The sequence below is a fragment of the Pseudomonas sp. 05T35 genome (genome assembly GCF_056396605.1).
Genome location: NZ_JBFTLU010000035.1, coordinates 1 through 22,995 on the forward strand (window position 1 = coordinate 1; position 22,995 = coordinate 22,995).

Consider the following 22,995-nt stretch of genomic DNA (forward strand, 5'->3'; position numbering starts at 1 on the left):
ATTTCGGGATGCGAACCACCGGCATTCAAGTGGCTGACGATGCCATCGGCGGTCTGTGCGTGGGCGAGGAATTCGCGTCGTTCAAGCGTGAGATTGACGACAATGCCCAACAAGCCGATACCAATCAGGGCAAAGAGCAGCCCCTGAAGCATCTTCCCGAGGCATGACGGGGTGAGGCTAGCCATGGCTTGTCTCGGTATTCGTCCATGAAAGAAGGCGGTCAGGATAACAAGAAACCACCGGGAAGTGCTTTGTACGACACAGCAGATAACGCATGTTCGGAATTGCGACGTTCTGACCGAAGCAAGGAAAGTATCGACGGTCTCGGCCAACCAGGAGCAGACCGAGAGCTGGATCAATGCCGGCCATCCTTTATAGGGTCGAGCTTGCGAGCAAGTGGGATCGGCCAGTTGCTTGGCGGGACCACTTTCGGCTGTGGATTCAACCGGTCGCGATGGTTCTGAATCAGGTTCGCAAGTCACCCGCTCTGATGAATTCGATGAGCGCTTTCAAGGCTGGGGGCACATGGTGCCGGCTGGAGTAATAAAGAAAGAATCGGCTTGGCGGTGCCTTCCATTCCTGGAGTATTTCTCTGAGATGCCCGTTCCGGATATCGTCGCGCGCCAGTTCCTCGTAGACATAGGCAATACCAGCGCCATCTTTCGCCGCTTGGATCATCAGCGCATCGTCTTCCAGAATGAGCGGGCCTGTGACTGACAACCGTATCGGTTGACCGTCTGCTTGATATTCCCAAGCGTAAAGTTTTCCACTGGGAAAACGTCTGGCAATGCACGCATGGTCGAGCAAGTCGCGGGGTGCGCGTGCGACCCCCTTCGCGTCCAGATAGTTATCCGCAGCAACGGTCACGAACGATTGAGGTGCGCCGACAGGGACTGCGATCATGTCGCCGGCCAGGCTTTCACCAAAGCGGACTCCAGCGTCAAACCCGTCGTTCACGATATCGGTCAATCCATCATCGGTGATCAGGTCCAACTGAATGCGTGGATACCTGGCTACGAAGGGCGCGAGCACTTGCGCAAACACGATGCGAGCCGCCGGACGCGCCACGTTGAGTCGAAGTTTGCCAGTGGGCACTTCCTGCATCGAGGTCAATTGCGCCAATGTATCGGCAACCTGCTGCAGGGTCGGGAGCAGCGTCGCCAATAGCTGCTGGCCGGCTTCGGTCGGGGTTACGCTACGAGTGGTTCGGTTGAGCAGTCGGATGCCCAGGCGCGCCTCCAACGCTCGCATCGCGTGACTCAACGCGGAAGCCGAAACGCCACGCTCGTCGGCGGCCTYGCGAAAGCTGCGATGGCGAGCAACGGCGGCAAAGGCATCGAGTTCAGATAGATCGGGGGGCTGACTCATGAATGTCGTTCAGTAGTTCAAATGCGATTACTTATCTTATCGTCGTGAGATCTCTCTCGGATACTTCTCACATCATTTGTGGAGAGGTCGCTATGCAACGGAATCGTMTTGGTTCATCGGATTTTCTGATTTCGCCTATTGGTCTGGGGACATGGGCAATCGCCGGCACCGGTTGGGAGTACAGTTGGGGAGCGCAGGATGACAAGGACAGCCTGGGCGCACTTGAGTATGCCGTCGAACGCGGCGTGAACTGGATTGATACCGCTGCGGTTTATGGCTTGGGCCATGCGGAGCAATTAGTGGGGCAATTGCTGCGTCGGGTGCCGGTCTCGCGGCGTCCTTTGGTGTTCACCAAAGGCAGCTTGGTCTGGGACCCGGTCACGAAGGCGATTTCGCACTCACTGGCCCCCCAATCCTTGCTCGCCGAGATCGACGCAAGCTTGCGCCGGCTTCAAGTCGAGACTATCGATCTTTATCAGATCCACTGGCCTGCTTTTCCTGCCGACGCAAGCAGTGAAGGTATTGAAATGGCGCTTTCGGCTTTGGCTGCCGCGCGCGATCAAGGAAAAATTCGCGCTATCGGTGTATCGAATTTCGATGTCGCTCAACTCAAGCGGGCACAGGCGGTGACAGAGATCGTTTCGCTCCAGCCGCCGTACTCCGCCTTGATGCGAGACATCGAGAAGGATGTCCTGCCATTCTGTGAGCGGGCCGGGATGGGTGTCCTTGCCTATTCCACACTTCAATCGGGGCTACTTTCCGGCAGCATGACACGCGAACGCATCTTGCAACTGCCCGAAGACGATTGGCGTAAGGCCCGAAGTGCTGACTTCCAGGAGCCCCGTTTGAGTGCGAACCTGGCATTGGTTGAAGTTATGGCACGCATCGGAGAAAGGCACGGGGTGAGCGCTGCGGCGGTTGCCATCGCCTGGGTACTTCGCAAACCGGTAGTCACGGGCGCTATTGTCGGTGCCCGCCGTCCCTCACAAGTAGACGGGCTGATTGCAGCCTCGGAGTTGCGCCTTGACACGGCGGAAATCGACGAAATTCGGCCGTTTCTGCCGTCGGGCATGGGAACAAATGTCCCTGGCGCCGCCTGACACCATGCTGAATGATTACGGAGTCCCGTTTCTTCCATGCAGGAGGTAGCCAGGTCGACGACTCAACCGTTCGTAATAGGCACTTACGGCAGGAAAGTCTGGATGATCGAGCGGTGTTTCAAACCACCGGTTAACCGACAGGCCTATCGGTATGTCTGCGAGAGAAAACCCGTCTTCACAAACGTAGGCTCCTGTTGATTCGAGTTGTCGATTCAGGATCTCCATGTGCCTTGACCACAGGCTGCAAGCGGCTGCCAAGGCTCTGCTGTCCTGATGGTCAGGCGAATGCCTGACCAACGACATGAAGGCATACGTCCACGATTTGTTGAGGTCCGACGCTTGCCAGTCTATCCATTGGTCCACCCGCGCTCTTGCTCTCGGTTGGACCGGGTAAAAATGACCTCCGTTATAGCGGGACGCCAAATACCGAATGATCGAGTTTGACTCCCAGAGCACGAAGTCGTCGTCCAGGATCACCGGCACCATTGCGTTGGGGTTCAGCGAAATGAATTTGGGCGTGCGCGTCGACTTGAAGCCAGAACCCCAGTCCTCCCGCTCAAAGGGGATTTCGATTTCGGCGCATGCCCAAAGTACCTTTCGTACATTGATCGACGATGCCTTACCCAATATGCGCAACATTTCATGTCCTTATCGTTCAGGGTGGTTGGTCAGGGGCTTTCGATAACCCGCTCGGATCTTTTTCTAGTGCGTCTGGCGCGATGCACAGGGGCCGCTCTCAAATCCGGGCGACTCAGGTTTACCGCGCCGCGCCAACCGCAAACAGCCCGGTTCAGCGCCGCCCTTCGACGGCCATGCGCACGGCCAGCCCGCGAGGACCGTCCCCATCAGCCAGCGCTGCACGATCTGCCACACGGGCCTGCTGGCGAGAAATGTCGCGATGGAGCCAGCCATGACGGCAATCAGCGCGTTGACGCTCACGCTAATGACGATCTGCGTAAAACCAAGCACGATGGATTGCGCCAGCATGCTGCCGTGGTCGGCGTGTTGGACTTGACCGCTTGCCAGGCAAGGTAGAGCAGATAGCGCGCGCAGCCGAGTCGCAGCGCGTCATACGCATAGGGAACCGCCAAGACCATGGCTGCGATAGTAGGGCGGTCAAAGGGGGGAACGTTAGATACAGATTGACTGACAAAACGTCATACAGCGGTCGCAGCACTGGGTATCCGCTCCCTGGGAATACGTTTGACTTCAACATGAGCAATGGCTTGCCCCAATAGCGCATCCAAACACTCTGACGCAGTCAGCCGCGTGCATTATGGATGAGGGCTTTCGGTCGGGAGCCGCCTGTTGTGACAGGCCGGAATCGACCGATTCTGTTGAAAAAGTCGGTCATGGTCTGCGCATCAAAAAGTACGCGTCCGGGATTGAAATATTTACTTTTGGCAGAGGCTTCCGGACTCGGATTTTACGTAGCAGCGTGCAAAAAAGGCGTTTTCACCAGTCAATGATCGGGCAGTTTGGGCAGATCGACTTTTTCAACAGAATCGGCCACCCGGGTCAAAATTTAGTCGGCGCCTACAACCACGCCCAACAACACCCTGTCGCGGCAGCGGGGGGGCTTGGGCCTTGTCGCGCTACAGTTCTGCCGCGAAGGTCTTGGCTTTCTTCGGCGTGACACCGTACCGTTGCTTGTAGACCTTGATGAAGTGGGAGGTATTTTCATATCCCACCTCCGCAGCCGCGTCGGTGACGGAGTAATTTTTAGCCGTCAACAGCTGATGCGCGATGTCGACTTTTTTTTCGATGATCCAGCGGTTCGGAGTGGTGTTGTAGCTGCGCCTGAAGTCGCGGATAAAGGTCGACACGCTGCGCCCCGTCAGCAGGGCATAATCTTCAATCTTCAGCTTGTGCGAATAGTACTGCTCCATGAAATCGGTGATGAGGCGGCGTTTGCGGCTGCCGCCGCAGGACAGCTCGCGCAGGAAACGGAAGGACTTGTCCTGGATGGCGATCAGGTGCAGTAGTTCGAGCAGTTTCAATTCCAGCAGCGCATCGGAGCCCTCCGCGCCCTTGTAGACATAATTCAGCGAATCGATATAGCGCTGAATCTGTTCATTGGCGTGCAGGGTATAAGTGCCGTGCACGTTTTTCTGCAGGCCGTCCGTATGCGAATTGCCTGTGCCGGCCGCGCGCGACAGGTATTTGGCGATCAGCTTGTCGTCGAAAAACAGCAGCACCGCCTCGAAGATATCGCTGCCAGTGACGTAGTCCGATACCGTGTAAACGCCTTTGGAGAGGAAAATCAAATGATTCTCGTCGACGACATTGGCCATGGCGTCATAGTCGCGAATAATCTGCTTGCCCTGCTTGATGTAGACGATCAACGGCGTGGCGATATAGATCGCCTTGTCTTCCAGGTTCGTTTCAAGCGTTTTATGGAGAATGGACGAGCTACCGTCAGCGAGGATAGGCTTTACGTTGCGCATCGAATAAAGCGCCGCCGGTACTACTTCGAGTGTCATGGCTATGGCTTCTCAACAAATTGGCCGCCCCATTTGGACAGGACGGTATCCAGCAGCGCGACATGCTGCTGCCCAAGCGTGTAGGACGTTCGGGACCGAAGAGGATATCCAGGAAAATAGCAGAAAATACATAACAGCAAATAGCGCGTGTATGCCCGAGATGGCGCCGGAGGCGCGGCCGGACTCGCCGCACGCGCCCTGCCGCTGACGTTACGGCATCAAACTTCGCTGAAGTAGCCGCTGACCGGCGCACTGCTCAGATGCTCGACGATGACGCTCCACTGACCGCTCGAGATCATCTGGTCGACGTGGGTGCCGTGCATTTCACGCGAATCCCAGGCTTCCACTAGCGTGAACGCGAGTGGATCCTCCAAGTGGTTGAGGATCTTGACCGTTTGGCAACCGTCCACCTTCGGCAGATTGATCTTCACGTCGTTCATGATGTCCTTGAACGATTGCAGCTTTTCTTCTTTTACATTAAAGCTGATGACGAGATTGACGGACATATTACTTCTCCAGTTGGATTTGACTACAAAAAACATCGTCGATTGCAGGAACCGTAAATTGACGAGGCGGCGCAAACAAAATGCGCAGAATACGGAAAGAATGTTCAGGTTTTCATTTGCTGTTCCGTTCCCGTATCTCACATGGCCAGGCCGACCAGCGAAACCACTAAGTTCTTGATCCATTGTTTGACCTGGACTGCATCAATAAAATCTTTTCCTTTCACATGACGCGCAGCGCTAGCCCAAAACACTCTTTCGTTAGAGGTCATTATGTAAATTCCTTTTTGGTGTAGATTCGATATGGCGCAAAGAATTCGCTATGGAAGCAATGACTATATATATAGTTAAAAAATGAAAATGATTAAAAATGATTAAAAATGCACGATTCCAGTCACTCTTGCGTTTTTCTTGCGCGACGGCCGATGGCATGCGCCGCCTGCGGGAACGGAGAGTCAGGCGTGGTTCAAAAACGGCCTATCTTGGCTAACACGGGCGAGCGGAATACTTCCACCGAAGCAATGGAATTTTAATGATTTGGGAGTTGGGGTGTTGGCGCCGACGCCAGAATGACCCTTGGTGCAGGAATCCGTTGACCTTGGGAAGGCCTGAAGTAGTCAGCGATTTTTAATGCCCTCCCTGGTTGAGGTCCAGGTAGCTTTAGATTCGAGCCAAAGATCGAGATCATGCTCAAACCAGCACACTACCCCACCGCTTAATTGCACGGAAGCTGGGAAGGAATGGGCGTTACGCTCAAGACGCCAGAGCGTTGAAGGGTTGATGCCTCCCAGCTTTTTGCAAACGGCTTTCCGGCGGATGATCTGCATGACTACCTCGCCACTTATCGGTGTGCATGCAGTGTGTATTCTCAGTTCACGAATTCTCACTTTTTATTTTCAGCACGAGAAAATCCGTGATTCACTCTCTGGATGACTTATCTACAGGAACCGGGACAAACCGCGCATCAAGACCTGAAAAAAGAGTAGCCAACATTAAAGTGTATACGGGGGTGACTATATTTCTGATTCCAGCGCAAACATCCCTTCAGCACAACACGCCTCAGGCACACCACGCCAGGTCGGCAGCGTTGTCATGAGGTGGGCGCACAGGGATGACAGTAAGTGAACATGGATACAAATAAAGGCACTTCCTTCGTCTATCAGGCGGTGTACCGCTATCTCGTCGAGTTGATCGAGACCGCCCATTCGAAACCTGAGCAGAAATTGCCATCCTTGCGGCAACTGGCCCAGCGCCTGAACGTGTCAGTGTCGACGACCAAGTACGCCTATTCGCTTCTCGAAGACGAGGGGCGGATCTATGCCAAACCCAAGTTCGGTTACTTCACCAAGGCGATGCCGGCACCATTATTGAGTGAAGACTCGCCCAACTTGCTCGACAAGGTGTTCTCAAACGCACGCCAGCCAGGGATGCTGGCCCTTAGCAGCGATGCGCCAGCGATGCTGTTGTCGCTGGAAAACCCGCTACTGATGATGGAGCGCGAACTGGCCCGGCAGTACCCACGCTCCCATGCACCGCTCTATCAGCCGTTCGGCGAGCCCGAGCTGCGCGGCGCTCTGGCCGATCGCTACACCAGTTCCACTCACCGCTTCTGGCAGGCCGAGCATGTGTATATCGGCTCGGACCTGCGCAGTGTGCTGGAGTTGTCCCTCAGTGCGCTGAATCTGAGTGGCACTGTGGCGCTGGTGGAATCACCTTGCTCGTGGGCAATCCTGCGCCAGTTGCAGGCGGCGAAGATCCGCGTGATCGAAGTGCCCCTCGGCGAGGATGGACGTTTCAACCTGCCCGCGCTCAGTGAGCTGCTCAGGCGTGAGCCCGTCCGGCTGGCGGTGCTGTCGTCGACCGTGAACATTCCCCAAGGCAACCTGATGCCAGCACAGGATAAACAGCAGATCTGTCGCTGGCTGGCGGAGCGGGATGTCTGGCTGTTCGAAAACGACAGCTACGGTGAGTTCTGCTTTTCCCCCAACCCCGCCCGCTATCGCGATTTTGCCGATCCGGAAAAACTGCTGGTGTTCTCGACCTTCGACAAGATCATCGGCTCGGAAGCGCCCTACGGTTATGTCCTGTGTCGTCGGCACGGGCCGCAGTTGCATCGGCTATTCCTGGAACGGGCATTTCGCCTGTCGCCGATCCGTCAGAAAGCGATCGCCAAACTCTTCAGTTCCAAGCGCATCGATCAGCATCTGATGGTGCTGCGAGCCATGTTGCTGGACCGTATGAAACGCATGAAGGCCCTGCTGGAGGAACACGCCGATGGCCAGTTGCGGGTGGTCGCCCCCCAAGGCGGCGCGACCTTCTGGCTCGAGGCCAGACACTCAGCGGACATGCGGCGGGTGTTCGAGCGCTTGCTGGCTCAGCGCATCGTCATCGCCCCCGGGGAAATCTTCAGCCAGCAGGGGGCCTGGCGGCATCATTTGCGCCTGAGCTACACCCTCGACTGGAGCAAGGATATTCCYCTGGCCCTGAAGAAACTGGCCCAGGCTATCGGCGAAGAGCACTAGACATACCTAGAGCCCATAGCAATGCCGCGCTTCAGGGAAGCGGCCATGACGCACCTCTTCGGCAAAACGCTCGCAAGCGTCGCGAATCATCGCGCCGACATCGGCGTACTGTTTGACGAAGCGCGGCACCTGCTCACCGCCCAAGCCCAGCACGTCTTCAGTCACCAGCACCTGGCCGTCGCAAGCCGGTGAAGCTCCGATGCCGATGGTGGGCATTTTCGAATCCAGGGTGATTTGCCGGGCCAGACCTTCGGCCACACCTTCGAGCAGCAGGCCGAAAGCTCCGGCCTCGAGGTTGGCCCGGGCATCCTCGGCAATCACCGCAGCGGTTTCGGCGGACAGACCCTGAGCCTTGAAACCACCCATGACATTGACGAACTGCGGCATCAGCCCGACGTGAGCCATGACCGGAATACCACGTGCCACCAGGAATTCAACGGTACCCGACAGGGCCTTGTTGGCTTCCAGCTTGACAGCATCGCAACCGGTGCGCGCCAGGACCTGGGCACAATTGCGAAAGGCCTGTTCGTTGGATTCCTGATAGCTGCCGAAAGGCATGTCGGCGATGACACAGGACAGACGTGTACTGTCAACCACGGCCCGGGTGTGGCCGATGATTTCTTCAAGCTGCATGCTCAGTGTCGAGGCCCGGCCATAGCCGACCATTGCAGTGGAGTCACCGACCAGAATGAAATCGACGATAGGGTCGATCAGCTTGGCAATAGAACTGGAATACGCCGTCAGGGATACGATTTTCTGTTGGCCCTTCATCGCGACCAGTTGTGGAACCGTCAATCGTTTAGTACGGGTATGGATGCTCACAAGTGTCTTCCTGTGGTGATTGAACCCCCCGCGGGATGGGCGTAGGAGGTGCCCGATTATTGGGTAAATGCAAGGAAACTCAATGTACAGATTTGCGCTAAAAAGCAACCCAGGTGCATTGCCTGATTGCCCCTCCTGGCAACTAGATGGACATTGCCGGCTATAGACCTGGTCGCATTTTTCAAATGGCACGACCTATTTAAGGGACTGGGTTCGGATGTTGTTTCAGTCGCGAGTTTTCATGAATACCTGTTTAGAGCCCCTTGATAACGCCCCCTATTTATCCACGATCCCGTCGCTTTTCCCGGTGACGTGGCGAATCTGAACGCAAAAAAAAGCGCCGACGGAATCGTCAGCGCCTTGGCCTCACGAGGGTTCTGCTCAGGCTTTTCGGGTCCTTGGCAAAAAGATCGCCAGCACTCCGAACAGCGGCAAGAACGAACACAGCCTGTACACGTATTCAATGCCGTGAATATCCGCCAGATGCCCCAGCAGCGCCGCACCAATCCCGCCGAAACCGAACATCAGGCCGAAGAACACCCCGGCGATCATGCCGACATTACCCGGCACCAGTTCTTGCGCGTAAACCACGATGGCCGAGAATGCCGAGGCCAGGATGAAGCCAATCACTACGCTCAAGATGCTGGTCCAGAACAGGTCGACGTGAGGCAGGATCAAGGTGAACGGTGCAACACCGAGGATCGAGAACCAGATCACCGCTTTACGGCCGACTTTGTCGCCAATCGGCCCACCAAAAAACGTCCCCGCCGCGACCGCTCCGAGAAACAGGAACAGGTGCAGTTGCGAACTGGCCACCGACAGGTCGAACTTCTCGATCAGGTAGAACGTGAAATAACTGGTGAAGCTGGCCATGTAGAAATACTTGGAAAACACCAGCAGCCCCAACACGACCAACGCGCTCACCACCCTGCCCTTCGACAGCCCGTGAGTCGCCGCCTGGCCTTGCTTGAGCTTGAACAGGCTCAAGTGGTTGGCGTACCAGCGGCTGATGCCATACAGCACCACCAGCGCAAACACTGCGAACAATCCGAACCAGGCGACATTGCCCTGACCGAACGGAATGATGATCGCCGCCGCCAGCAGCGGTCCAAATGCCGAGCCGGCGTTGCCACCGACCTGGAAGGTCGATTGCGCCAACCCAAAACGCCCGCCCGAGGCCAACCGTGCCACGCGAGAAGCTTCCGGGTGAAAGGTCGAGGAGCCGACTCCGATCAATCCCGCGGCCAACAGAATCAACGGAAAACTGCCGACCTGAGACATCATCAAAATGCCGACCAAGGTGCAGATCGCTCCTGCCGGCAGCAGATATGGCTTGGGATGGCGATCGGTGTAGTAACCGACCCATGGCTGCAACAACGACGCTGTGAGCTGAAAGGTCAGGGTAATCAGGCCAACCTGGGTGAAGGTCAGCCCGTAATTGGCCTTGAGCATCGGGTAGATCGACGGCAGCACCGACTGAATCAGGTCGTTGATCAAATGCGCCAGCGCCACCGCGCCGATGATTCGCATGACCAACGGGCTGCTTTGCGAAGTCGCGAGTGCCGGCGATGCGACAGTTTGAGCGTTACTGGTAGCCATGAGAGTTTCCATACCGCGTAAAGGAGAGCACTTGCAGGTGCGCCAATGTGCCATCTTTCGGTGCAGCAACGCCATCCCCTTAGCCTGCTAACGACCTCTGGATTGTCGACCGTTAGGTAATAGCGCAGTGCCATGGTCTGAATCTTGCCTTGCTTATCCCCTTCAACGCGGCCCCTTACAAAGGGGATCGAGAATGGGAAGTTTCACCACAGCGCCGGTCCCACATGACCCACCGAGGTGAACTTTCGAGGCCTTTTATGAGGGCACAGGGTGCGGCCATAACGCCGCGACCGCACGCCATTGGTGCGTGGTGCCCAGAGGAGTAGTCGGGCATGCAGGCTTTTCTGGCACCGGGGATTGGACTGCTTGGGCGTTTCGGTTTCGCCCGCAAGTTTCAGTTGTTGTTTCTGCTGTTTATCCTGCCGCTGGCGGGCAGCCTGTGGATGATTGGCCAGGATTACCGCGACAAGCTCAGCCTGATCGCCGGCGAGCGTGCCGGTGTACGCCAGCTGATTGCCCTCGACGCGCTGGACAACCTGCTCGCCGCCCAACGCGACCGCGCCGCCCGCTGGCGCGCCACCGAAACCAATCGCCAGCCAACACCGGCCACCGTCGCTGCGATGGCTGCGTTCGATGCAGTGCAGCCTGCTCTGAATCAGGCCGTAAACGATCTGGGCCATGCGCTGACAACCGAGGGGGCCGAGGCTGATACCCTCAGTCGCTATCAAACCCTGCAAACCGCGCTCAATAGTCTGGACTCGAAAAGCCTGAGCAGCGTCGGTTGGTGGCCGGATGGCTATGAACGTTTCACTGCGGCCCTCAGTGCGCTGCAAGCATTGCGCGAACAGATCGCCATGGATAACCGCCTGACCCTGGCTCCCTGGCTGGAAACCTACCTGCTGACGCAGATCTCGACCCAGCACGCGCCCGACCTGATCGAACGGGTCGGACGCCTCGCCAGCATCGGCCAGGCATCGGTAGTGTCCGGACAGTTCTCACTGCAAAGCCGTCTGCAACTGCGCGACCTGCGTGGCCGCATTGGCGACGCTCGCGAGCAACTGATCAAGACTGGCAGCCTGCTCGAAGCACGGCTGCCCAGTGCATTGCAGGCCTGGGCCGGGCAATACCACGACAGCCTCAAACATCTGGACGCCGGACTGAAAGGCCTGGATGACGGCATGTTCGGCGCCAGCATCACGCTCAAACCGGAAGACTTCGAACGCAACCTCGACGCCCTCCTCTCTGACCTCGCCTCGCTGCGCCAGCAATCGCTGGTGTCACTGGATCAGCGTCTGGACTACTACCACGGCTCGGCCATTCGCCAGTTCATTCTGGTGGCGAGCGTCCTCGGTTGCCTGCTGCTGGCCGCGCTGTATTTGTTCATCTGCCTGCAAGCTTCGATCCGCCGTAGCGCCAGCGGCATTACGCTGCTCGCCGAAGCCCTGCGTGACGGCAACCTGAGCCTGCAAGTGCCTGTGCACGGTCGCGACGAGCTGGCAGCGATCAGCGCCGCGCTCAACGTTGCTGTGGTGCAACTGCGCACCAGCCTGCTGGGGGTCGATCACGAAACCCTGCAACTGGGCAACGCGGTGCGAGCCCTCAATACTCACGCCAGCGAGGCACTGGGCGAAGTCGAAGCCCAACAGTTGCAGATCAGCCAGATCGCTGCTGCGGCCACGCAACTGGCCGCAACCTCGCAAGGGGTCGCCCAGAGTTGCGAACACGCCTCAGGCAGCGCTCAGCAGACCCAGCGCATTGCTGCCGAGAGCAGCCGCGACAGCCAACGCACCACAGCGAGCATTCAGCAGCTCAATCAACGCCTGAACGACACTGCCGCCGCCCTTGGCCGGGTCAGCGAACAAGGGCAGCAGATTCAACTGGTGGTGGACACCATTCGCGGCGTGGCCGAGCAGACCAACCTGCTGGCGCTCAATGCCGCCATCGAAGCCGCCCGCGCAGGCGAACAAGGCCGGGGCTTTGCGGTGGTCGCCGATGAAGTACGCAGCCTGTCGCAGCGCACCCAATCCTCCACCGCACAGATCGCCGGCACCGTCGACAGCCTGCGCAGTACTGTCAACGAAGCCGTGAGCCTGATGGAAGCCGCCTGTGGCCAGGCCCAAACCGACGCACAAGCGGTAACCGGTCTTGGCGAACGGCTGGGGGAAATCGCCAGCGCAGTGCAAAGCGTCACCGATACCCTGGCGCAGATCGCGACGGCCGTAGAAGAGCAAGCCAGCACGGCCGATGAGGTCAGTGGCAACATCCAGCAAGTCGATCAGGCCGCCGTGCGCCTGCTTGAAGGCGCACGGGCGGTGAACCTCGCAGCGGACACCTTGAGTTCGGGCAGCAAGGCTTTGAGCGAGAATACCGGGCGGTTTCAGCTGGGTTGAAGCTGAAAACTCATCCGTTTTTATGGAGCGGGTTGATAAGCGGTTGAAAGCGTAGAGAAATATTTTAGATTTACGCTTGACACTTCATCGTTACGAGCCAATAATGCGCGCCACTTGGCTACATAGCTCAGTTGGTTAGAGCATAGCATTCATAATGCTGGGGTCCGGGGTTCAAGTCCCTGTGTAGCCACCAAGTACTAAAAACGGCTTACCGAAAGGTAGGCCGTTTTTTTATGCCTGAAGAAAAGTCCCCGGCCCACCGACGGCTCACATCGCTCTGTGAGCCGCAGGATTCATCAAGCGCCGAAGCCCTCGACTATAGCGTGGGCAATGCCGACAACGCCTTTTCCCATATCTGTCGGGTGCGAACCCAGACCATTTCCTGCCAGTCACTGTCGGCGGGATAGAACTGCTCAACAAGATTCAGTTTTATCGCCCGTCCCACGGCATCCCCCGGATTGCCGTGCAGGTGCAACCAGTGATCGTCACGCAGATGAGCATGCACCGCCTCTCCCGGGTAAGTGCCGCACTCGATGACAAACGGCATCAGGCGTACCTGCGGCAGCGCATCGAGCAGCGCCTGAGAAGTGTAGCCAGTGGCTGATGCCGCAATCCCGGTTTCGCTGTGGGTCTGCGCGCCGGTTTGAATGGTGTAGAGCCACGGCCCGTAAATAGCCTGCGCCTGTTCCAGTGCCGGGTAAGCCGCTTGCGTAACGGTCAGCAGCATCGGATGACCGTACTCTCCCGCACCGGAGTGCAGGTCGAAACACATCGCGACCTCGGCCTGCGAGAGATGCGCCGCAATGATCTGATGCAAGGTCCGGTTCGACCAGCTCGGCGCCAGCCCACCGTAAAACAGACCGTCGGGATGACTGTGCTGACCGCCCTCGACAATCGACATCACTGCCGGCCAGCCATGCTCGCTTAACTGCGCGGTGAGCAAGGCATCGGCGCGCTCGCGCTCCGGGCCGTGTAACAGGCTGAAGGCATAAATCGGGTGCAGCGCTGCATAGGCCTGGTTGTCTGGCAACGGCCGATCAAAGTTCAGGTGATTGCGGTTCAGGTCGATGTTGTCTTCGTTGACGCGACGCAACCACGCCGTGCCCCAGGGATTGATCAAGTGGATCATCACCACCGCGACATCGGTGGGCAGTGGGCGATTGCCGAACTCATTCAGCCAGTTGATCTGGCACTCCGAACCGTAGAAGCCCTCGACCCCGTGGGTGCCACTCAACATCACCAGCAGACGCTTTGCCCCGGGGTCACCGAGCACCGCCACGTCAGTGCTCAAGGACTCGCCAAACGGCCCTTTGAGTGGATGCGGGTATTCGGTCAACCGGGCGCCGGCTGCGGTCGCTGCCGCCACGAATTGTTCGCGCTGCGAACGGTAACTTGGCTGCGTTGGGAACTCGGTCTGCATGTCGGCCTCTTGTTGTTATGGACTTGTTATTAGCGAACATCTCGCGCCCCCGACCCTACAGAAAATCCCTGTGCCGAAGAAGGGCAAAGGTGCCCATCCATCGATCAATACACACAAGACCAGCGTTGCAGCTGACTCGAGGCGCAGATACAGTCGGTTGATTCTTTATCCCACGGACGGAGTGCCCACGTGTTCCCAACCTTCCATTTGAGTCGCTGCCGCCTGACTGCCCTGTCGCTGCTAGCCACCGCGCTGACCCTCGCGGCCTGCAGCGCCCCGCCCGCTTCGTCGTCCGTCAGTGCATTGCCGGTGGCCCCGGAAATCGCCTCGGGGTTTCGCACCGACCTGCACACCCAATACGCTGCCAAACACATGGCCGCAGCGGCCAACCCACTGGCAGCCGCTGCGGGACGGGAGATGCTGCGTCAGGGTGGTTCGGCGATCGACGCCGCCATCGCCATGCAAGCGGTGCTGACACTGGTTGAACCGCAATCCTCCGGGATCGGTGGCGGCGCGTTGATCGTGCTCTGGGACGGCAAGGCAGTACGCACCTACGACGGCCGCGAAACCGCACCCGCTGGCGCGACTGAAAAGCTCTTCCTGCAAGCCGACGGTAAACCCATGCCCTTCCCCGAGGCGCAGATTGGTGGTCGTTCGGTCGGAACACCGGGGGTGTTGCGTGCATTGGAGCTAGCGCATAAGCAGCACGGTCGTTTGCCATGGGCGAAGCTGTTCGAGCCGGCGATTGCCCTGGCGGAAAAGGGCTTTGCGATCTCGCCGCGCCTGCACACGATGATCGCCTCCGACCCGTTCCTGCCACGCTCCCCTGACATGGCTGCGTACTTCCTGAATGCCGATGGCAGCCCGAAAGCCGTTGGCACGCTGCTGAAAAACCCGGCACTGGCCAAGGTCCTCAAACGTGTTGCGGTAGAAGGCCCGAATGCGCTGTATCAAGGTCCTATTGCTCAGGAGATCGTCGCCAAGGTTCAAGGCAATGCCAACCCCGGCAGCCTGTCGTTGAACGACCTCAACGGCTATAGCGCCAAGGAACGCGCCCCGCTGTGCACCGACTACAAGCGCTGGCAAGTGTGCGGCATGCCGCCACCATCGTCGGGCGGGATTGCCGTGGCGCAGATTCTCGGCACCTTGCAGGCACTCGAAAGCGACGACAGTCGCCTCACTCTGGCCCGACTGAAACCGCTCAAGACCGATAAACCAGCGGGCCTCGAACCGGCGCCTGAAGCCGTGCACCTGATCGCCGAGGCCGAGCGCCTGGCGTACGCAGACCGCGCGCAGTACGTCGCCGACTCGGACTTCGTGCCGGTCCCGGTCGCCGGTCTGGTCTCCCCTGCCTACCTGGCCAGCCGCGCAACGTTGATCAGCGATCGCAGCATGGGCAGCGCCAAACCCGGCACGCCACCGGGCATTCAGGTGGCCTACGCCCCAGACCGCTCCCCCCTGCGGATTTCCACCTCGCAAGTGGTGGCCGTCGATGATCAGGGCGGTGCCGTGTCGATGACCACCACCGTTGAAGCGGCCTTCGGCTCGCACCTGATGGTGCAGGGTTTTATGCTCAACAATCAGATGACCGACTTCTCGTTCATCCCTGAAGAAAACGGCCACCCCGTGGCCAACCGTGTCGAGCCTGGCAAGCGCCCGCGCTCATCCATGGCGCCGACGCTGATCTTTGATCGTCAAAGCAGAGAACTGGTCGCGACACTCGGTTCGCCCGGCGGCTCGCAAATCATCGAGTACGTCGCCAAGTCAGTGGTCGGCCTGCTCGACTGGAACCTCGACCCGCAAGCCGCCATCAGCCTGCCCAACTTCGGCAGCCGCAATGGCTCGACCGAACTGGAACAAGGCCAGTTCAGCCCGGCGCTGATCCAGGCCCTCAAGGACAAAGGGCATACGGTCAATCAAATCGACATGACCAGCGGCACTCAGGCCATCGTTCGCGTACGCGACGCTCAGGGCAAAGCGTCCTGGGCCGGCGGCGCCGATCCACGGCGTGAAGGTGAAGCACTGGGGGATTGATCGACTCTGGAAATAACCAAGGGCTTACCGCGAGGCAAGCCCTTTTTTATTATCTGGCGCCAGTACACTGGATCGGTCGATCCCGCCAATCGCCCCATACCTTGTCCAGCCCCTCGGCATGGGACACGTCTGGCAAGACCACCACTTCCAGGCAGTCAGCCTGCCCTAGCGCCCGACGATAACTGTCGACCAGGGCCGGCGGTACGATGGAGTCGTCAGCCCCGACCAGATGCCGTTGCCGAACATGAGCCAGGCGCGCTCGGTTATCCAGGGGTTCCAGCGAGCCCTTGAGCGGGCTGAGGTTAAGTCGCTCGGCCCACAACCTGGGGCTGAGATTACCGGCCAGGGTTTGCACCTGAGCAATATCGTCGCGGCGAGCCGCTAGCAACAAGGCCAACGCGGCACCGCCGGAATAACCGATCAGCTCAAAGTCATGGTTGCCGTAGCGGTTTTTGATCTGGTTCAACGCCTGATCGAGACTGTCCAGCACCTCGGGAGAAAAGCGCCGCTCGGTCCACAGTGCCGGCACGCACCCTGGCGCACTGACGAACTGACAAGGACGCGCGAGGTAAAGACTCGGTGTCGGATCACTGAACGCCATTCCGGCGATCAGCAGTTGCCGTGGGCTGGGGTCGAGACTCGGCTGGGAAGCCGTCGCCCAGGCGTGGCCGTCACCTTCCAGGTAAAGACGAATCCGGCTGGTATCGGGACGTTTCAGCGGCGTGCTCAGCAGCAACGGATAAGCGTGAGTGGCAATGACTTCCACCTGCTGACCCTGCTCTGCCGCCAGCGCTTCAAGAGACTGCCTGGGGGACTGGCAGCCACTCAGCAAAGCACCGAGCAACAAAGCAATCGTCAAGACGCCTGGCGTGCGCTTCATCTGCTCATTCCAATACATACGGTCACAGGCCTGGCCCTCTTCTGCGTTAGCACGGTTGTGGCCATACAACGGAACATTCAAGCCTCCCTTGCCAACTCAGGCACTCACATAGACCCACGCCTCGATCCCGGACGCCAGCACCACGCTGACTCGTTTGTAATCCGAGACTTCATAGCTGTCAGCAGCCGCCAACTCCGCTGGCGTGATCCGGAACACCATACCGGGGATCGGCACACTGTCAGCGCCGCCGGGACGCAGGATCGGATGGTGAGTCTTGCCGCTGGTGGCCAACACTTCAGGGTCGGTAATTTCGACCCAGGACTGCTCGTAACCCAGCATCTGGTCTGCGCTGCCGGACAGTTCGCGACCGAAGTTGGCGAGTTGCACGGCTTTGTCCTGCAGGGTTCCGTAGGAAAACAGGTAGACCTGCGTATTACCGGAATCGGTCATCAGCGAACCTCGTCTCTAAAAGTAGTGTTTCTTAACACGACAAGCGGAGCGGGTTAAAGACTCAGTTCCTGAGTAAAACGCAAATGAATCAATCAACCGGTTATCTGGCTGACAGCCAACCCGCACCTGAGCTACCGTGCTCGTCACCGAACACCCGGATACAAAGACTCCCCATGGGTAAGCAGAAAATCCTCACCGACTGGTTCCAGCGGGCCCCCTACTCGGGCGGGCTGGAGCGTATCGAGGCATTTTTCTCCGGTCATGGTTACGACCTTCATCGTCACGACACCTACGCCATCGGCCGAACCCTGGCCGGCGTGCAGCGCTTTCAGTATCGCGGCGGCTGGCGGCATAGCCTGCCGGGCGGGACCATGGTATTGCATCCCGACGAAGTCCACGATGGCGAAGCCGGCACCGAGGACGGCTTCAAATACCGGATGCTCTACGTCGAGCCCGCGCTGATCCAGCAGATGCTCGGCGGCCAGCCGTTGCCCTTTATCAAGACCGGCATTTCCACTGATCCACGCTTGTTCGCTGCGACTGAGGTCCTGTTGCAGAGTATCGATCGCCCCCTCGACCCGTTGGAGCAGCAGGATGCGCTGTTTGATCTGGCGCAGGCCATGAGCGCGGTATCGGGAGTGCCCACCCATCGTCAGAGCTTCGATTACCTCGCGGCAGAACGCGCTCGCGAGTTCATGCACAGCGCCCTCGACCAAACGGTGACCCTGGATCAACTGGCCGAACACAGCGGGCGTGATCGTTGGAGTCTGTCGCGGGATTTTCGCCTGCTGTTCGGCACCAGCCCCTATCGTTACCTGACCATGCGCCGCCTGGACCTGGTGCGCTCTTTGCTCATTCAAGGTGAATCGCTGACCAACGCTGCGCTGATCGCAGGCTTCAGCGATCAAAGCCACATGACCCGGCAGTTTGGCAAAACCTACGGCCTGTCACCCGCCCGCTGGATGAAAATGCACCGCCGCTGAGCCACGCACAATCGTGCAAGAAGTGCGCTGCTGCGCAGGCTACCGTGGGCTCACAATCACCAACGGGAGCCGTATCATGCAGACGTATCAAAGCCTGAATTTTGCCAACAAGCTTGCGCAGATCAACGAGCACTGGTCGCCGCGGGTCATCGCCGAAATGAACGACTATCAGTTCAAGGTGGTGAAGCTGCAGGGAGACTTCATCTGGCACGATCATCAGGACACCGACGAAACGTTTATCGTCCTTGAAGGCCAACTGCGCATCGATTTTCGCGATGGCCAGGTGCTGGTGTCCCAAGGTGAAATGTATGTGGTGCCCAAGGGCATCGAGCACAAGCCGTTTGCCGAACAGGAAGTCAAACTGCTGCTGATCGAACCCAAGGGTGTGCTCAATACCGGGAGCGAAGGTGGGGAGCGTACGGCGCTAAATGATCAGTGGATCTGACGAGGCTCAATCGTCCAGTTTTTTACCCGCCACCGGATCGCCGATTTTCAGGAAATGCCCACCGGCGACGTGGTGCAGCGTGCGCAATGCATCGTGCCCTTCGAAATGCCAGCGGCCATCGCTGAATACACGCTCGTCCGCCTGGGCGGCAATCACTTCGGCCAGGAACAGGTCGTATTGCTGGTGGTTGTGCGGCTCGGGCAGCAGCCGGCATTCCAGCCAGGCGACGCAGCCATCGAGCATCGGTGCATCGAGCTGTTCACCGGTGAATGTTTGTAATCCGTAGGCCTGGAACTTGTCTCGCTCAAGGCCGGACGTCGAGCCGACGGTTTGTACGATGTCGGCCTGAGCCGCGCAGGGTACGTTCAGCACAAAACTGCCTGAAGCTTCGAGCAACTGGCGAGTCCAGGTCGACTTGTCGAGCACCACGGCGATTTTTGGCGGTTCGAAGTCCAGCGGCATGGCCCAGGCCGCCGCCATGATGTTGCGCTTGCCGTCATGCTCCGCGCTGACCAGTACGGTCGGCCCATGGTTGAGCAGACGATAGGCCCTGGACAAGGGAACCGGCCGGCGATGGGAAACGCTCATGAGTGACTGCTCCGGAGAAAAGAGCGAAGTGTAGCGGTATCTGCCCGGACGTAGTGCGGAGCGAAACTGAATAGCGGCCTGCACCTCTCGACACGAGAGCAGGCTCGCTCGAGCCGGGCTTAGGTCGACAGCTGATTGGCGAACTGCCCGACCGCGTTGACCACCTTTTGCGCACCATCCTGGATCTCGACGATCACCGTGCCCGCCTCGGCGGCCAGCGCCAAACCTTGTTCGGCCTGGAGCTTGCCATCCGTCATCAGCACCACGGCATCGCGTGCCATGTCCTGGTTCTGACGCACTACACCGACAATTTCGTCGGTGGCTTTGCTGGTGCGCGAAGCCAGTTGCCGGACCTCGTCTGCCACCACCGCAAAACCTCGCCCCTGCTCACCGGCACGGGCCGCTTCGATGGCGGCGTTGAGCGCCAGCAGGTTGGTCTGTTCGGCAATGCCGCTGATGGTTTTGACGATGGTGCCGATCACCAGTGACTGTTCGTTCAGCGCCTCGATGCCTTCACCAGCCTGCTGCATGTGCTTGGCCAGCTCACGCATCACGTCCACCGCCTGAGTCACCACGGCGGTACCGCGCTGTGCACAGTTGTCGGTCTGCAATGAGGTGCTGTAAGCGATGTTCGCCGCTTCGGCAACCGCTTGTTCCTGATTGACCTGATCGGTGATCACGGTGGCGAACTTGACCACTTTGTAGAGCTTTTCGTTGGCGTCGTGCACCGGGTTGTAGGACGCCTCGAGCCAGACCACTCGGCCATGGCTGTCGACACGTTTGAAGCGGTCGGCCACGAACTCGCCGGCATTCAAACGTCGCCAGAAATCCTGATACGCGGAGCTGTTGTACTCCTCGGGCTCACAGAACATGCGGTGATGTTTGCCTATGATCTGTGCCAGGCTGTAACCCATACCGTTCAAGAACCGCTCGTTGGCCGCCAACACATTACCGTTGAGGTCAAACTCGATGACGGCTGTAGAACGAACCAATGCACCGATCAGGTTCTCGTGTTCACGAGACGCTTCGATGGTGCGGGTCAGGTCACTGGAGTAAATCGAAAAGTGTTTGATCCGGCCGGCCGAGCTACGAATTGGCTGGGCAATAGAACGCAACCATGCTTCCTCGCCACTGCCTCTGAGCAAGCGCACAGCGCCCGCGAAGTGCTCGCCACGGGTCAGGGCATTCTTGAAGCGCAGGTGAAATTCATCGGTCTTGACGTGGGCCGGAACGATCTCTTCGATGTGTCGGCCAATCAGGTCATTGCCCTTGTAGAGCATTTCCTGGGCGAAATTCTGGTTAATCGATTGCACCCGCCCATCAGGGTCCAGGGTGAGCACGAGCATCTCGCTTTCCAGGCTTTCCTTCACTTGTTGAAGGCTGGAGAGTTCCTCACGAAGAGCCGACAGCTCCTGCTTCAAGCGTTTATTGAACATGGCGATGCACCGATGGGCAGGGTTGAGAGCGTCCTTCAGATTTACCATCGGCCTTACCCGGCTTTTCTGAAGAGCTTTGCCGGGTTGTCCTACAAAAATAGTTGGCATCTAGCCACTATGCGCCCGTAATGCCTCGTTCGAGGTCGACATGATCGTCGCGCTCGAGCCTGGGCTCGCACGCGTGGGTAAGACCAGCCTTACGATTAAAGTGCCTCAGGGACTGCAGGCCACGCCAGCCGCATGATCGACCCGTGGCAGGCGTGAACCGAAGTACAGCGCTGCGCCAATCCCGGCCGCCCCCATCACCGCGCAGAACATCACGCAGATCCATGGGCTCCACGGCATCAGGCCAATCAGCAACAACGGCGTGATACTGGCCCAAATGGCGTAGGCAATGTTGTAGGTGAACGAAATCCCCGAGACACGAATCCGCGCCGGGAACAGGTTGACCATCACCGACGGCACCGCACCGACCACCCCGCAACCCAGACCGGCAATGGCATAGGCCAGGCCAATCCAGTGTGCACCGCCAATCAGGCTGGCGTAGAGCACGCCAATCCCCAACGGCAGCAGCAAGCTGTAGAGCATCACTGTGCGCCAGGCGCCGATGCGGTCGACGATCAACCCGGCGATCACGCAGCCGACGTTGAGAAACACGATGCCCAGACTGCTCAGGGCGAAGGTATGACTGGCACTCATGCCGAAAGTCTTTTGCATCATGGTCGGGGTGATGACGACGAAGGTCACCACCGCCGAGGTCAGCACGCAGGTGAGAAGTACCGCCGGCAGCATTGCCAGCCGATGCTCACGCAACACTGTGCGCAGCGGCAGTTCGACATGCCGTTCGCGACTGGCCTGCATGGCCATGAACACCGGGGTTTCATTCAACCAGCGACGCAACCAGACGCCAATCACCCCGAACACGCCACCTAACAGAAACGGGTAACGCCAGGCGTAATCGAGGATCTCCGTCGGGGTGTAGACCCGCGCCAGCAAGGTTGCCGTCAATGCACCGATCAAGTAACCAAAGGTCAGCCCGGCCTGCAGGAAGCCCAAGGCATAACCCCGGTGCCCGGCCGGTGCGTGCTCGGCCACGAACACCCAGGCGCTTGGCACTTCACCACCCACCGCCGCGCCTTGTAGCACTCGCAGGAGCAACAACAGCAACGGTGCGAAATAGCCGATCTGGGCGTAGGTCGGCATGATCCCGATCAGCAGGCACGGCAGCGCCATCATCAGGATGCTCAGGCTGAAGACCCGCTTGCGCCCCAGCCGGTCTGCGAAGTGCGCCATCAGAATCCCGCCCAGCGGCCGCGCCAGGTAACCGGTGACAAAAATCCCGAAACTTTGCAGCAAACGCAGCCACTCGGGCATTTCCGGAGGAAAGAACAGTTGGCTGAGGGTCAGGGCGAAAAATACGAAGATGATGAAGTCGTAGATTTCCAGTGCCCCGCCGAGCGCCGCCAGGCCCAGGGTCTTGTAGTCAGACCGGGAAAACGGTGCCGGCCGTGCATCAAGGATGGCAGTCATAAAAATGCTCTGAAATGGGCAAAAAAACACGGCGCCCATGGTCTACGCAAAAACACGTTCGAACAACCCGTTAGACCATAGTCCCAAGTCTGCAAAACAGCACCGCAAAAACATCTTGATTGATTTACTGTTTATGTCTGAGCGCAAGGGCCTGCGCGGCCCGGCTCGCACCACAATAAACATAAAAATCGAGGTACTCCCGTGGCCGCTGCAATCGAAGATAGCCGCTCCGCCCGCTTTGCCCTGCACTGCTCGAACTTTGCCGAACGCTGGTTTCCCGACTCCTGGGTGTTTGCCGCGCTCGCGGTCATTATCGTTGCCGTGGCCACCATGATCATGGGCGCCAAGCCCACCGATGCCGCGATGGCCTTCGGTGACGGCTTCTGGAGCCTGATCCCGTTCACTATGCAAATGGCCTTCGTGGTGATCGGCGGCTATGTGG

General features: G+C 58.7%; 21 protein-coding genes, 1 tRNA gene and 3 pseudogenes. 8 read left to right on the forward strand and 17 right to left on the reverse strand.

Annotated elements, in window-relative coordinates; all coding sequences use genetic code 11:
- Both AC1DH9_RS04645 and AC1DH9_RS04650 read right to left on the reverse strand, forming a co-directional pair.
- Positions 1 to 185 (reverse strand): annotated as a pseudogene (locus AC1DH9_RS04645) (DUF3592 domain-containing protein); the annotation flags it as partial.
- A gap of 280 nt (positions 186 to 465) precedes the next feature.
- A complete protein-coding gene (locus AC1DH9_RS04650; protein WP_477807862.1) occupies positions 466 to 1,368 on the reverse strand; it encodes a LysR family transcriptional regulator in 903 nt (300 codons plus the stop codon).
- Positions 1,369 to 1,460: 92 nt separating this feature from the next.
- Here AC1DH9_RS04650 and AC1DH9_RS04655 point away from each other — a divergent pair, with 92 nt between their 5' ends.
- Positions 1,461 to 2,468, forward strand: a complete 1,008-nt coding sequence (locus AC1DH9_RS04655) for an aldo/keto reductase (RefSeq protein ID WP_477807863.1) — start codon at positions 1,461 to 1,463, stop codon at positions 2,466 to 2,468.
- Between the two features lie 15 nt (positions 2,469 to 2,483).
- Here AC1DH9_RS04655 and AC1DH9_RS04660 read toward each other — a convergent pair whose 3' ends face one another.
- The 6 genes and pseudogenes from AC1DH9_RS04660 to AC1DH9_RS04685 all read right to left on the reverse strand — a co-directional run bounded on the left by AC1DH9_RS04660 (position 2,484) and on the right by AC1DH9_RS04685 (position 6,281).
- The gene (locus AC1DH9_RS04660) at positions 2,484 to 3,107 is read right to left on the reverse strand and encodes a glutathione S-transferase family protein (RefSeq protein WP_427545589.1); all 624 of its coding nucleotides are present in this window, start codon (positions 3,105 to 3,107) and stop codon (positions 2,484 to 2,486) included.
- 151 nt (positions 3,108 to 3,258) lie between these two features.
- Positions 3,259 to 3,574 (reverse strand): annotated as a pseudogene (locus AC1DH9_RS04665) (LysE family translocator); the annotation flags it as partial.
- A gap of 489 nt (positions 3,575 to 4,063) precedes the next feature.
- The gene (locus tag AC1DH9_RS04670) at positions 4,064 to 4,951 is read right to left on the reverse strand and encodes a helix-turn-helix domain-containing protein (RefSeq protein ID WP_427545587.1); all 888 of its coding nucleotides are present in this window, start codon (positions 4,949 to 4,951) and stop codon (positions 4,064 to 4,066) included.
- 218 nt (positions 4,952 to 5,169) lie between these two features.
- Positions 5,170 to 5,457 carry a putative quinol monooxygenase gene (locus tag AC1DH9_RS04675; RefSeq protein ID WP_018929562.1) on the reverse strand — a complete coding sequence of 96 codons (288 nt, stop codon included), beginning with the start codon at positions 5,455 to 5,457 and terminating at the stop codon, positions 5,170 to 5,172.
- A 137-nt stretch (positions 5,458 to 5,594) separates the two neighbouring features.
- Positions 5,595 to 5,726: a hypothetical protein gene (locus AC1DH9_RS04680; RefSeq protein ID WP_427545584.1), complete on the reverse strand. Its 132-nt coding sequence runs from the start codon at positions 5,724 to 5,726 to the stop codon at positions 5,595 to 5,597.
- Between the two features lie 345 nt (positions 5,727 to 6,071).
- Positions 6,072 to 6,281: a helix-turn-helix transcriptional regulator gene (locus tag AC1DH9_RS04685; RefSeq protein WP_427545582.1), complete on the reverse strand. Its 210-nt coding sequence runs from the start codon at positions 6,279 to 6,281 to the stop codon at positions 6,072 to 6,074.
- A 300-nt stretch (positions 6,282 to 6,581) separates the two neighbouring features.
- On the opposite strand from AC1DH9_RS04685, the gene AC1DH9_RS04690 reads away from it, so the two are divergent.
- A complete protein-coding gene (locus AC1DH9_RS04690) occupies positions 6,582 to 7,976 on the forward strand; it encodes an aminotransferase-like domain-containing protein (protein ID WP_427545580.1) in 1,395 nt (464 codons plus the stop codon).
- Between the two features lie 6 nt (positions 7,977 to 7,982).
- Here the strand turns inward: AC1DH9_RS04690 and panB are convergent, their stop codons facing one another.
- Both panB and AC1DH9_RS04700 read right to left on the reverse strand, forming a co-directional pair.
- The gene (panB, locus tag AC1DH9_RS04695; protein WP_427545578.1) at positions 7,983 to 8,798 is read right to left on the reverse strand and encodes a 3-methyl-2-oxobutanoate hydroxymethyltransferase; all 816 of its coding nucleotides are present in this window, start codon (positions 8,796 to 8,798) and stop codon (positions 7,983 to 7,985) included.
- A 381-nt stretch (positions 8,799 to 9,179) separates the two neighbouring features.
- Entirely contained in the window at positions 9,180 to 10,397 is a 1,218-nt protein-coding gene (locus AC1DH9_RS04700) for an MFS transporter (protein WP_427545576.1), read from the reverse strand.
- Between the two features lie 332 nt (positions 10,398 to 10,729).
- On the opposite strand from AC1DH9_RS04700, the gene AC1DH9_RS04705 reads away from it, so the two are divergent.
- On the forward strand, positions 10,730 to 12,787 hold the full coding sequence (locus AC1DH9_RS04705; RefSeq protein ID WP_427545574.1) for a methyl-accepting chemotaxis protein: 2,058 nt from the start codon (positions 10,730 to 10,732) through the stop codon (positions 12,785 to 12,787).
- Positions 12,788 to 12,903: 116 nt separating this feature from the next.
- A tRNA-Met gene (locus tag AC1DH9_RS04710) sits at positions 12,904 to 12,980 on the forward strand.
- 123 nt (positions 12,981 to 13,103) lie between these two features.
- Here the strand turns inward: AC1DH9_RS04710 and AC1DH9_RS04715 are convergent.
- A complete protein-coding gene (locus AC1DH9_RS04715; RefSeq protein WP_427545572.1) occupies positions 13,104 to 14,207 on the reverse strand; it encodes a DUF2817 domain-containing protein in 1,104 nt (367 codons plus the stop codon).
- 189 nt (positions 14,208 to 14,396) lie between these two features.
- On the opposite strand from AC1DH9_RS04715, the gene ggt reads away from it, so the two are divergent.
- Complete coding sequence (gene ggt, locus AC1DH9_RS04720) at positions 14,397 to 16,241, forward strand: gamma-glutamyltransferase (RefSeq protein ID WP_427545570.1); 1,845 nt, start codon at positions 14,397 to 14,399, stop codon at positions 16,239 to 16,241.
- Positions 16,242 to 16,290: 49 nt separating this feature from the next.
- Here ggt and AC1DH9_RS04725 read toward each other — a convergent pair whose 3' ends face one another.
- Positions 16,291 to 17,121 (reverse strand): alpha/beta hydrolase, encoded by an 831-nt coding sequence (locus tag AC1DH9_RS04725; RefSeq protein WP_427545568.1) that lies wholly within the window; start codon positions 17,119 to 17,121, stop codon positions 16,291 to 16,293.
- A gap of 96 nt (positions 17,122 to 17,217) precedes the next feature.
- The gene (locus AC1DH9_RS04730) at positions 17,218 to 17,571 is read right to left on the reverse strand and encodes a gamma-glutamylcyclotransferase family protein (RefSeq protein ID WP_427545566.1); all 354 of its coding nucleotides are present in this window, start codon (positions 17,569 to 17,571) and stop codon (positions 17,218 to 17,220) included.
- Positions 17,572 to 17,744: 173 nt separating this feature from the next.
- Between AC1DH9_RS04730 and AC1DH9_RS04735 the strand changes: the two genes are divergently transcribed.
- Both AC1DH9_RS04735 and AC1DH9_RS04740 read left to right on the forward strand, forming a co-directional pair.
- Positions 17,745 to 18,554 (forward strand): AraC family transcriptional regulator, encoded by an 810-nt coding sequence (locus tag AC1DH9_RS04735; protein WP_427545564.1) that lies wholly within the window; start codon positions 17,745 to 17,747, stop codon positions 18,552 to 18,554.
- A gap of 76 nt (positions 18,555 to 18,630) precedes the next feature.
- Positions 18,631 to 18,999 carry a cupin domain-containing protein gene (locus AC1DH9_RS04740; RefSeq protein ID WP_427545562.1) on the forward strand — a complete coding sequence of 123 codons (369 nt, stop codon included), beginning with the start codon at positions 18,631 to 18,633 and terminating at the stop codon, positions 18,997 to 18,999.
- Between the two features lie 6 nt (positions 19,000 to 19,005).
- Here AC1DH9_RS04740 and AC1DH9_RS04745 read toward each other — a convergent pair whose 3' ends face one another.
- From AC1DH9_RS04745 to AC1DH9_RS04760, 4 genes and pseudogenes are all read right to left on the reverse strand, one after another.
- A complete protein-coding gene (locus AC1DH9_RS04745; RefSeq protein ID WP_427545560.1) occupies positions 19,006 to 19,587 on the reverse strand; it encodes a flavin reductase family protein in 582 nt (193 codons plus the stop codon).
- Between the two features lie 119 nt (positions 19,588 to 19,706).
- On the reverse strand, positions 19,707 to 20,138 hold the full coding sequence (locus AC1DH9_RS04750; protein ID WP_237142992.1) for a methyl-accepting chemotaxis protein: 432 nt from the start codon (positions 20,136 to 20,138) through the stop codon (positions 19,707 to 19,709).
- A 108-nt stretch (positions 20,139 to 20,246) separates the two neighbouring features.
- Positions 20,247 to 21,131 (reverse strand): annotated as a pseudogene (locus tag AC1DH9_RS04755) (PAS domain-containing protein); the annotation flags it as partial.
- A gap of 105 nt (positions 21,132 to 21,236) precedes the next feature.
- Positions 21,237 to 22,553: an MFS transporter gene (locus AC1DH9_RS04760; protein ID WP_427545558.1), complete on the reverse strand. Its 1,317-nt coding sequence runs from the start codon at positions 22,551 to 22,553 to the stop codon at positions 21,237 to 21,239.
- A 201-nt stretch (positions 22,554 to 22,754) separates the two neighbouring features.
- On the opposite strand from AC1DH9_RS04760, the gene AC1DH9_RS04765 reads away from it, so the two are divergent.
- On the forward strand, positions 22,755 to 22,995 hold a 241-nt coding region (locus AC1DH9_RS04765; protein ID WP_477807864.1), incomplete at its 3' end, for a TIGR00366 family protein.

Bases quoted from the DNA above. Each gene is read 5' to 3' on its own strand.
- AC1DH9_RS04705 (WP_427545574.1), top strand. From the start codon at position 10,730: ATGCAGGCTTTTCTGGCACCGGGGATTGGACTGCTTGGGCGTTTCGGT.
- AC1DH9_RS04745 (WP_427545560.1), bottom strand. From the start codon at position 19,587: ATGAGCGTTTCCCATCGCCGGCCGGTTCCCTTGTCCAGGGCCTATCGT.
- AC1DH9_RS04670 (WP_427545587.1), bottom strand. From the start codon at position 4,951: ATGACACTCGAAGTAGTACCGGCGGCGCTTTATTCGATGCGCAACGTA.
- AC1DH9_RS04715 (WP_427545572.1), bottom strand. From the start codon at position 14,207: ATGCAGACCGAGTTCCCAACGCAGCCAAGTTACCGTTCGCAGCGCGAA.
- AC1DH9_RS04740 (WP_427545562.1), top strand. From the start codon at position 18,631: ATGCAGACGTATCAAAGCCTGAATTTTGCCAACAAGCTTGCGCAGATC.
- AC1DH9_RS04730 (WP_427545566.1), bottom strand. From the start codon at position 17,571: ATGACCGATTCCGGTAATACGCAGGTCTACCTGTTTTCCTACGGAACC.
- AC1DH9_RS04700 (WP_427545576.1), bottom strand. From the start codon at position 10,397: ATGGCTACCAGTAACGCTCAAACTGTCGCATCGCCGGCACTCGCGACT.
- AC1DH9_RS04750 (WP_237142992.1), bottom strand. From the start codon at position 20,138: ATGCGTGAGCTGGCCAAGCACATGCAGCAGGCTGGTGAAGGCATCGAG.
- AC1DH9_RS04660 (WP_427545589.1), bottom strand. From the start codon at position 3,107: ATGTTGCGCATATTGGGTAAGGCATCGTCGATCAATGTACGAAAGGTA.
- AC1DH9_RS04680 (WP_427545584.1), bottom strand. From the start codon at position 5,726: ATGACCTCTAACGAAAGAGTGTTTTGGGCTAGCGCTGCGCGTCATGTG.
- AC1DH9_RS04760 (WP_427545558.1), bottom strand. From the start codon at position 22,553: ATGACTGCCATCCTTGATGCACGGCCGGCACCGTTTTCCCGGTCTGAC.
- AC1DH9_RS04735 (WP_427545564.1), top strand. From the start codon at position 17,745: ATGGGTAAGCAGAAAATCCTCACCGACTGGTTCCAGCGGGCCCCCTAC.
- AC1DH9_RS04685 (WP_427545582.1), bottom strand. From the start codon at position 6,281: ATGCAGATCATCCGCCGGAAAGCCGTTTGCAAAAAGCTGGGAGGCATC.
- AC1DH9_RS04675 (WP_018929562.1), bottom strand. From the start codon at position 5,457: ATGTCCGTCAATCTCGTCATCAGCTTTAATGTAAAAGAAGAAAAGCTG.
- AC1DH9_RS04725 (WP_427545568.1), bottom strand. From the start codon at position 17,121: ATGAAGCGCACGCCAGGCGTCTTGACGATTGCTTTGTTGCTCGGTGCT.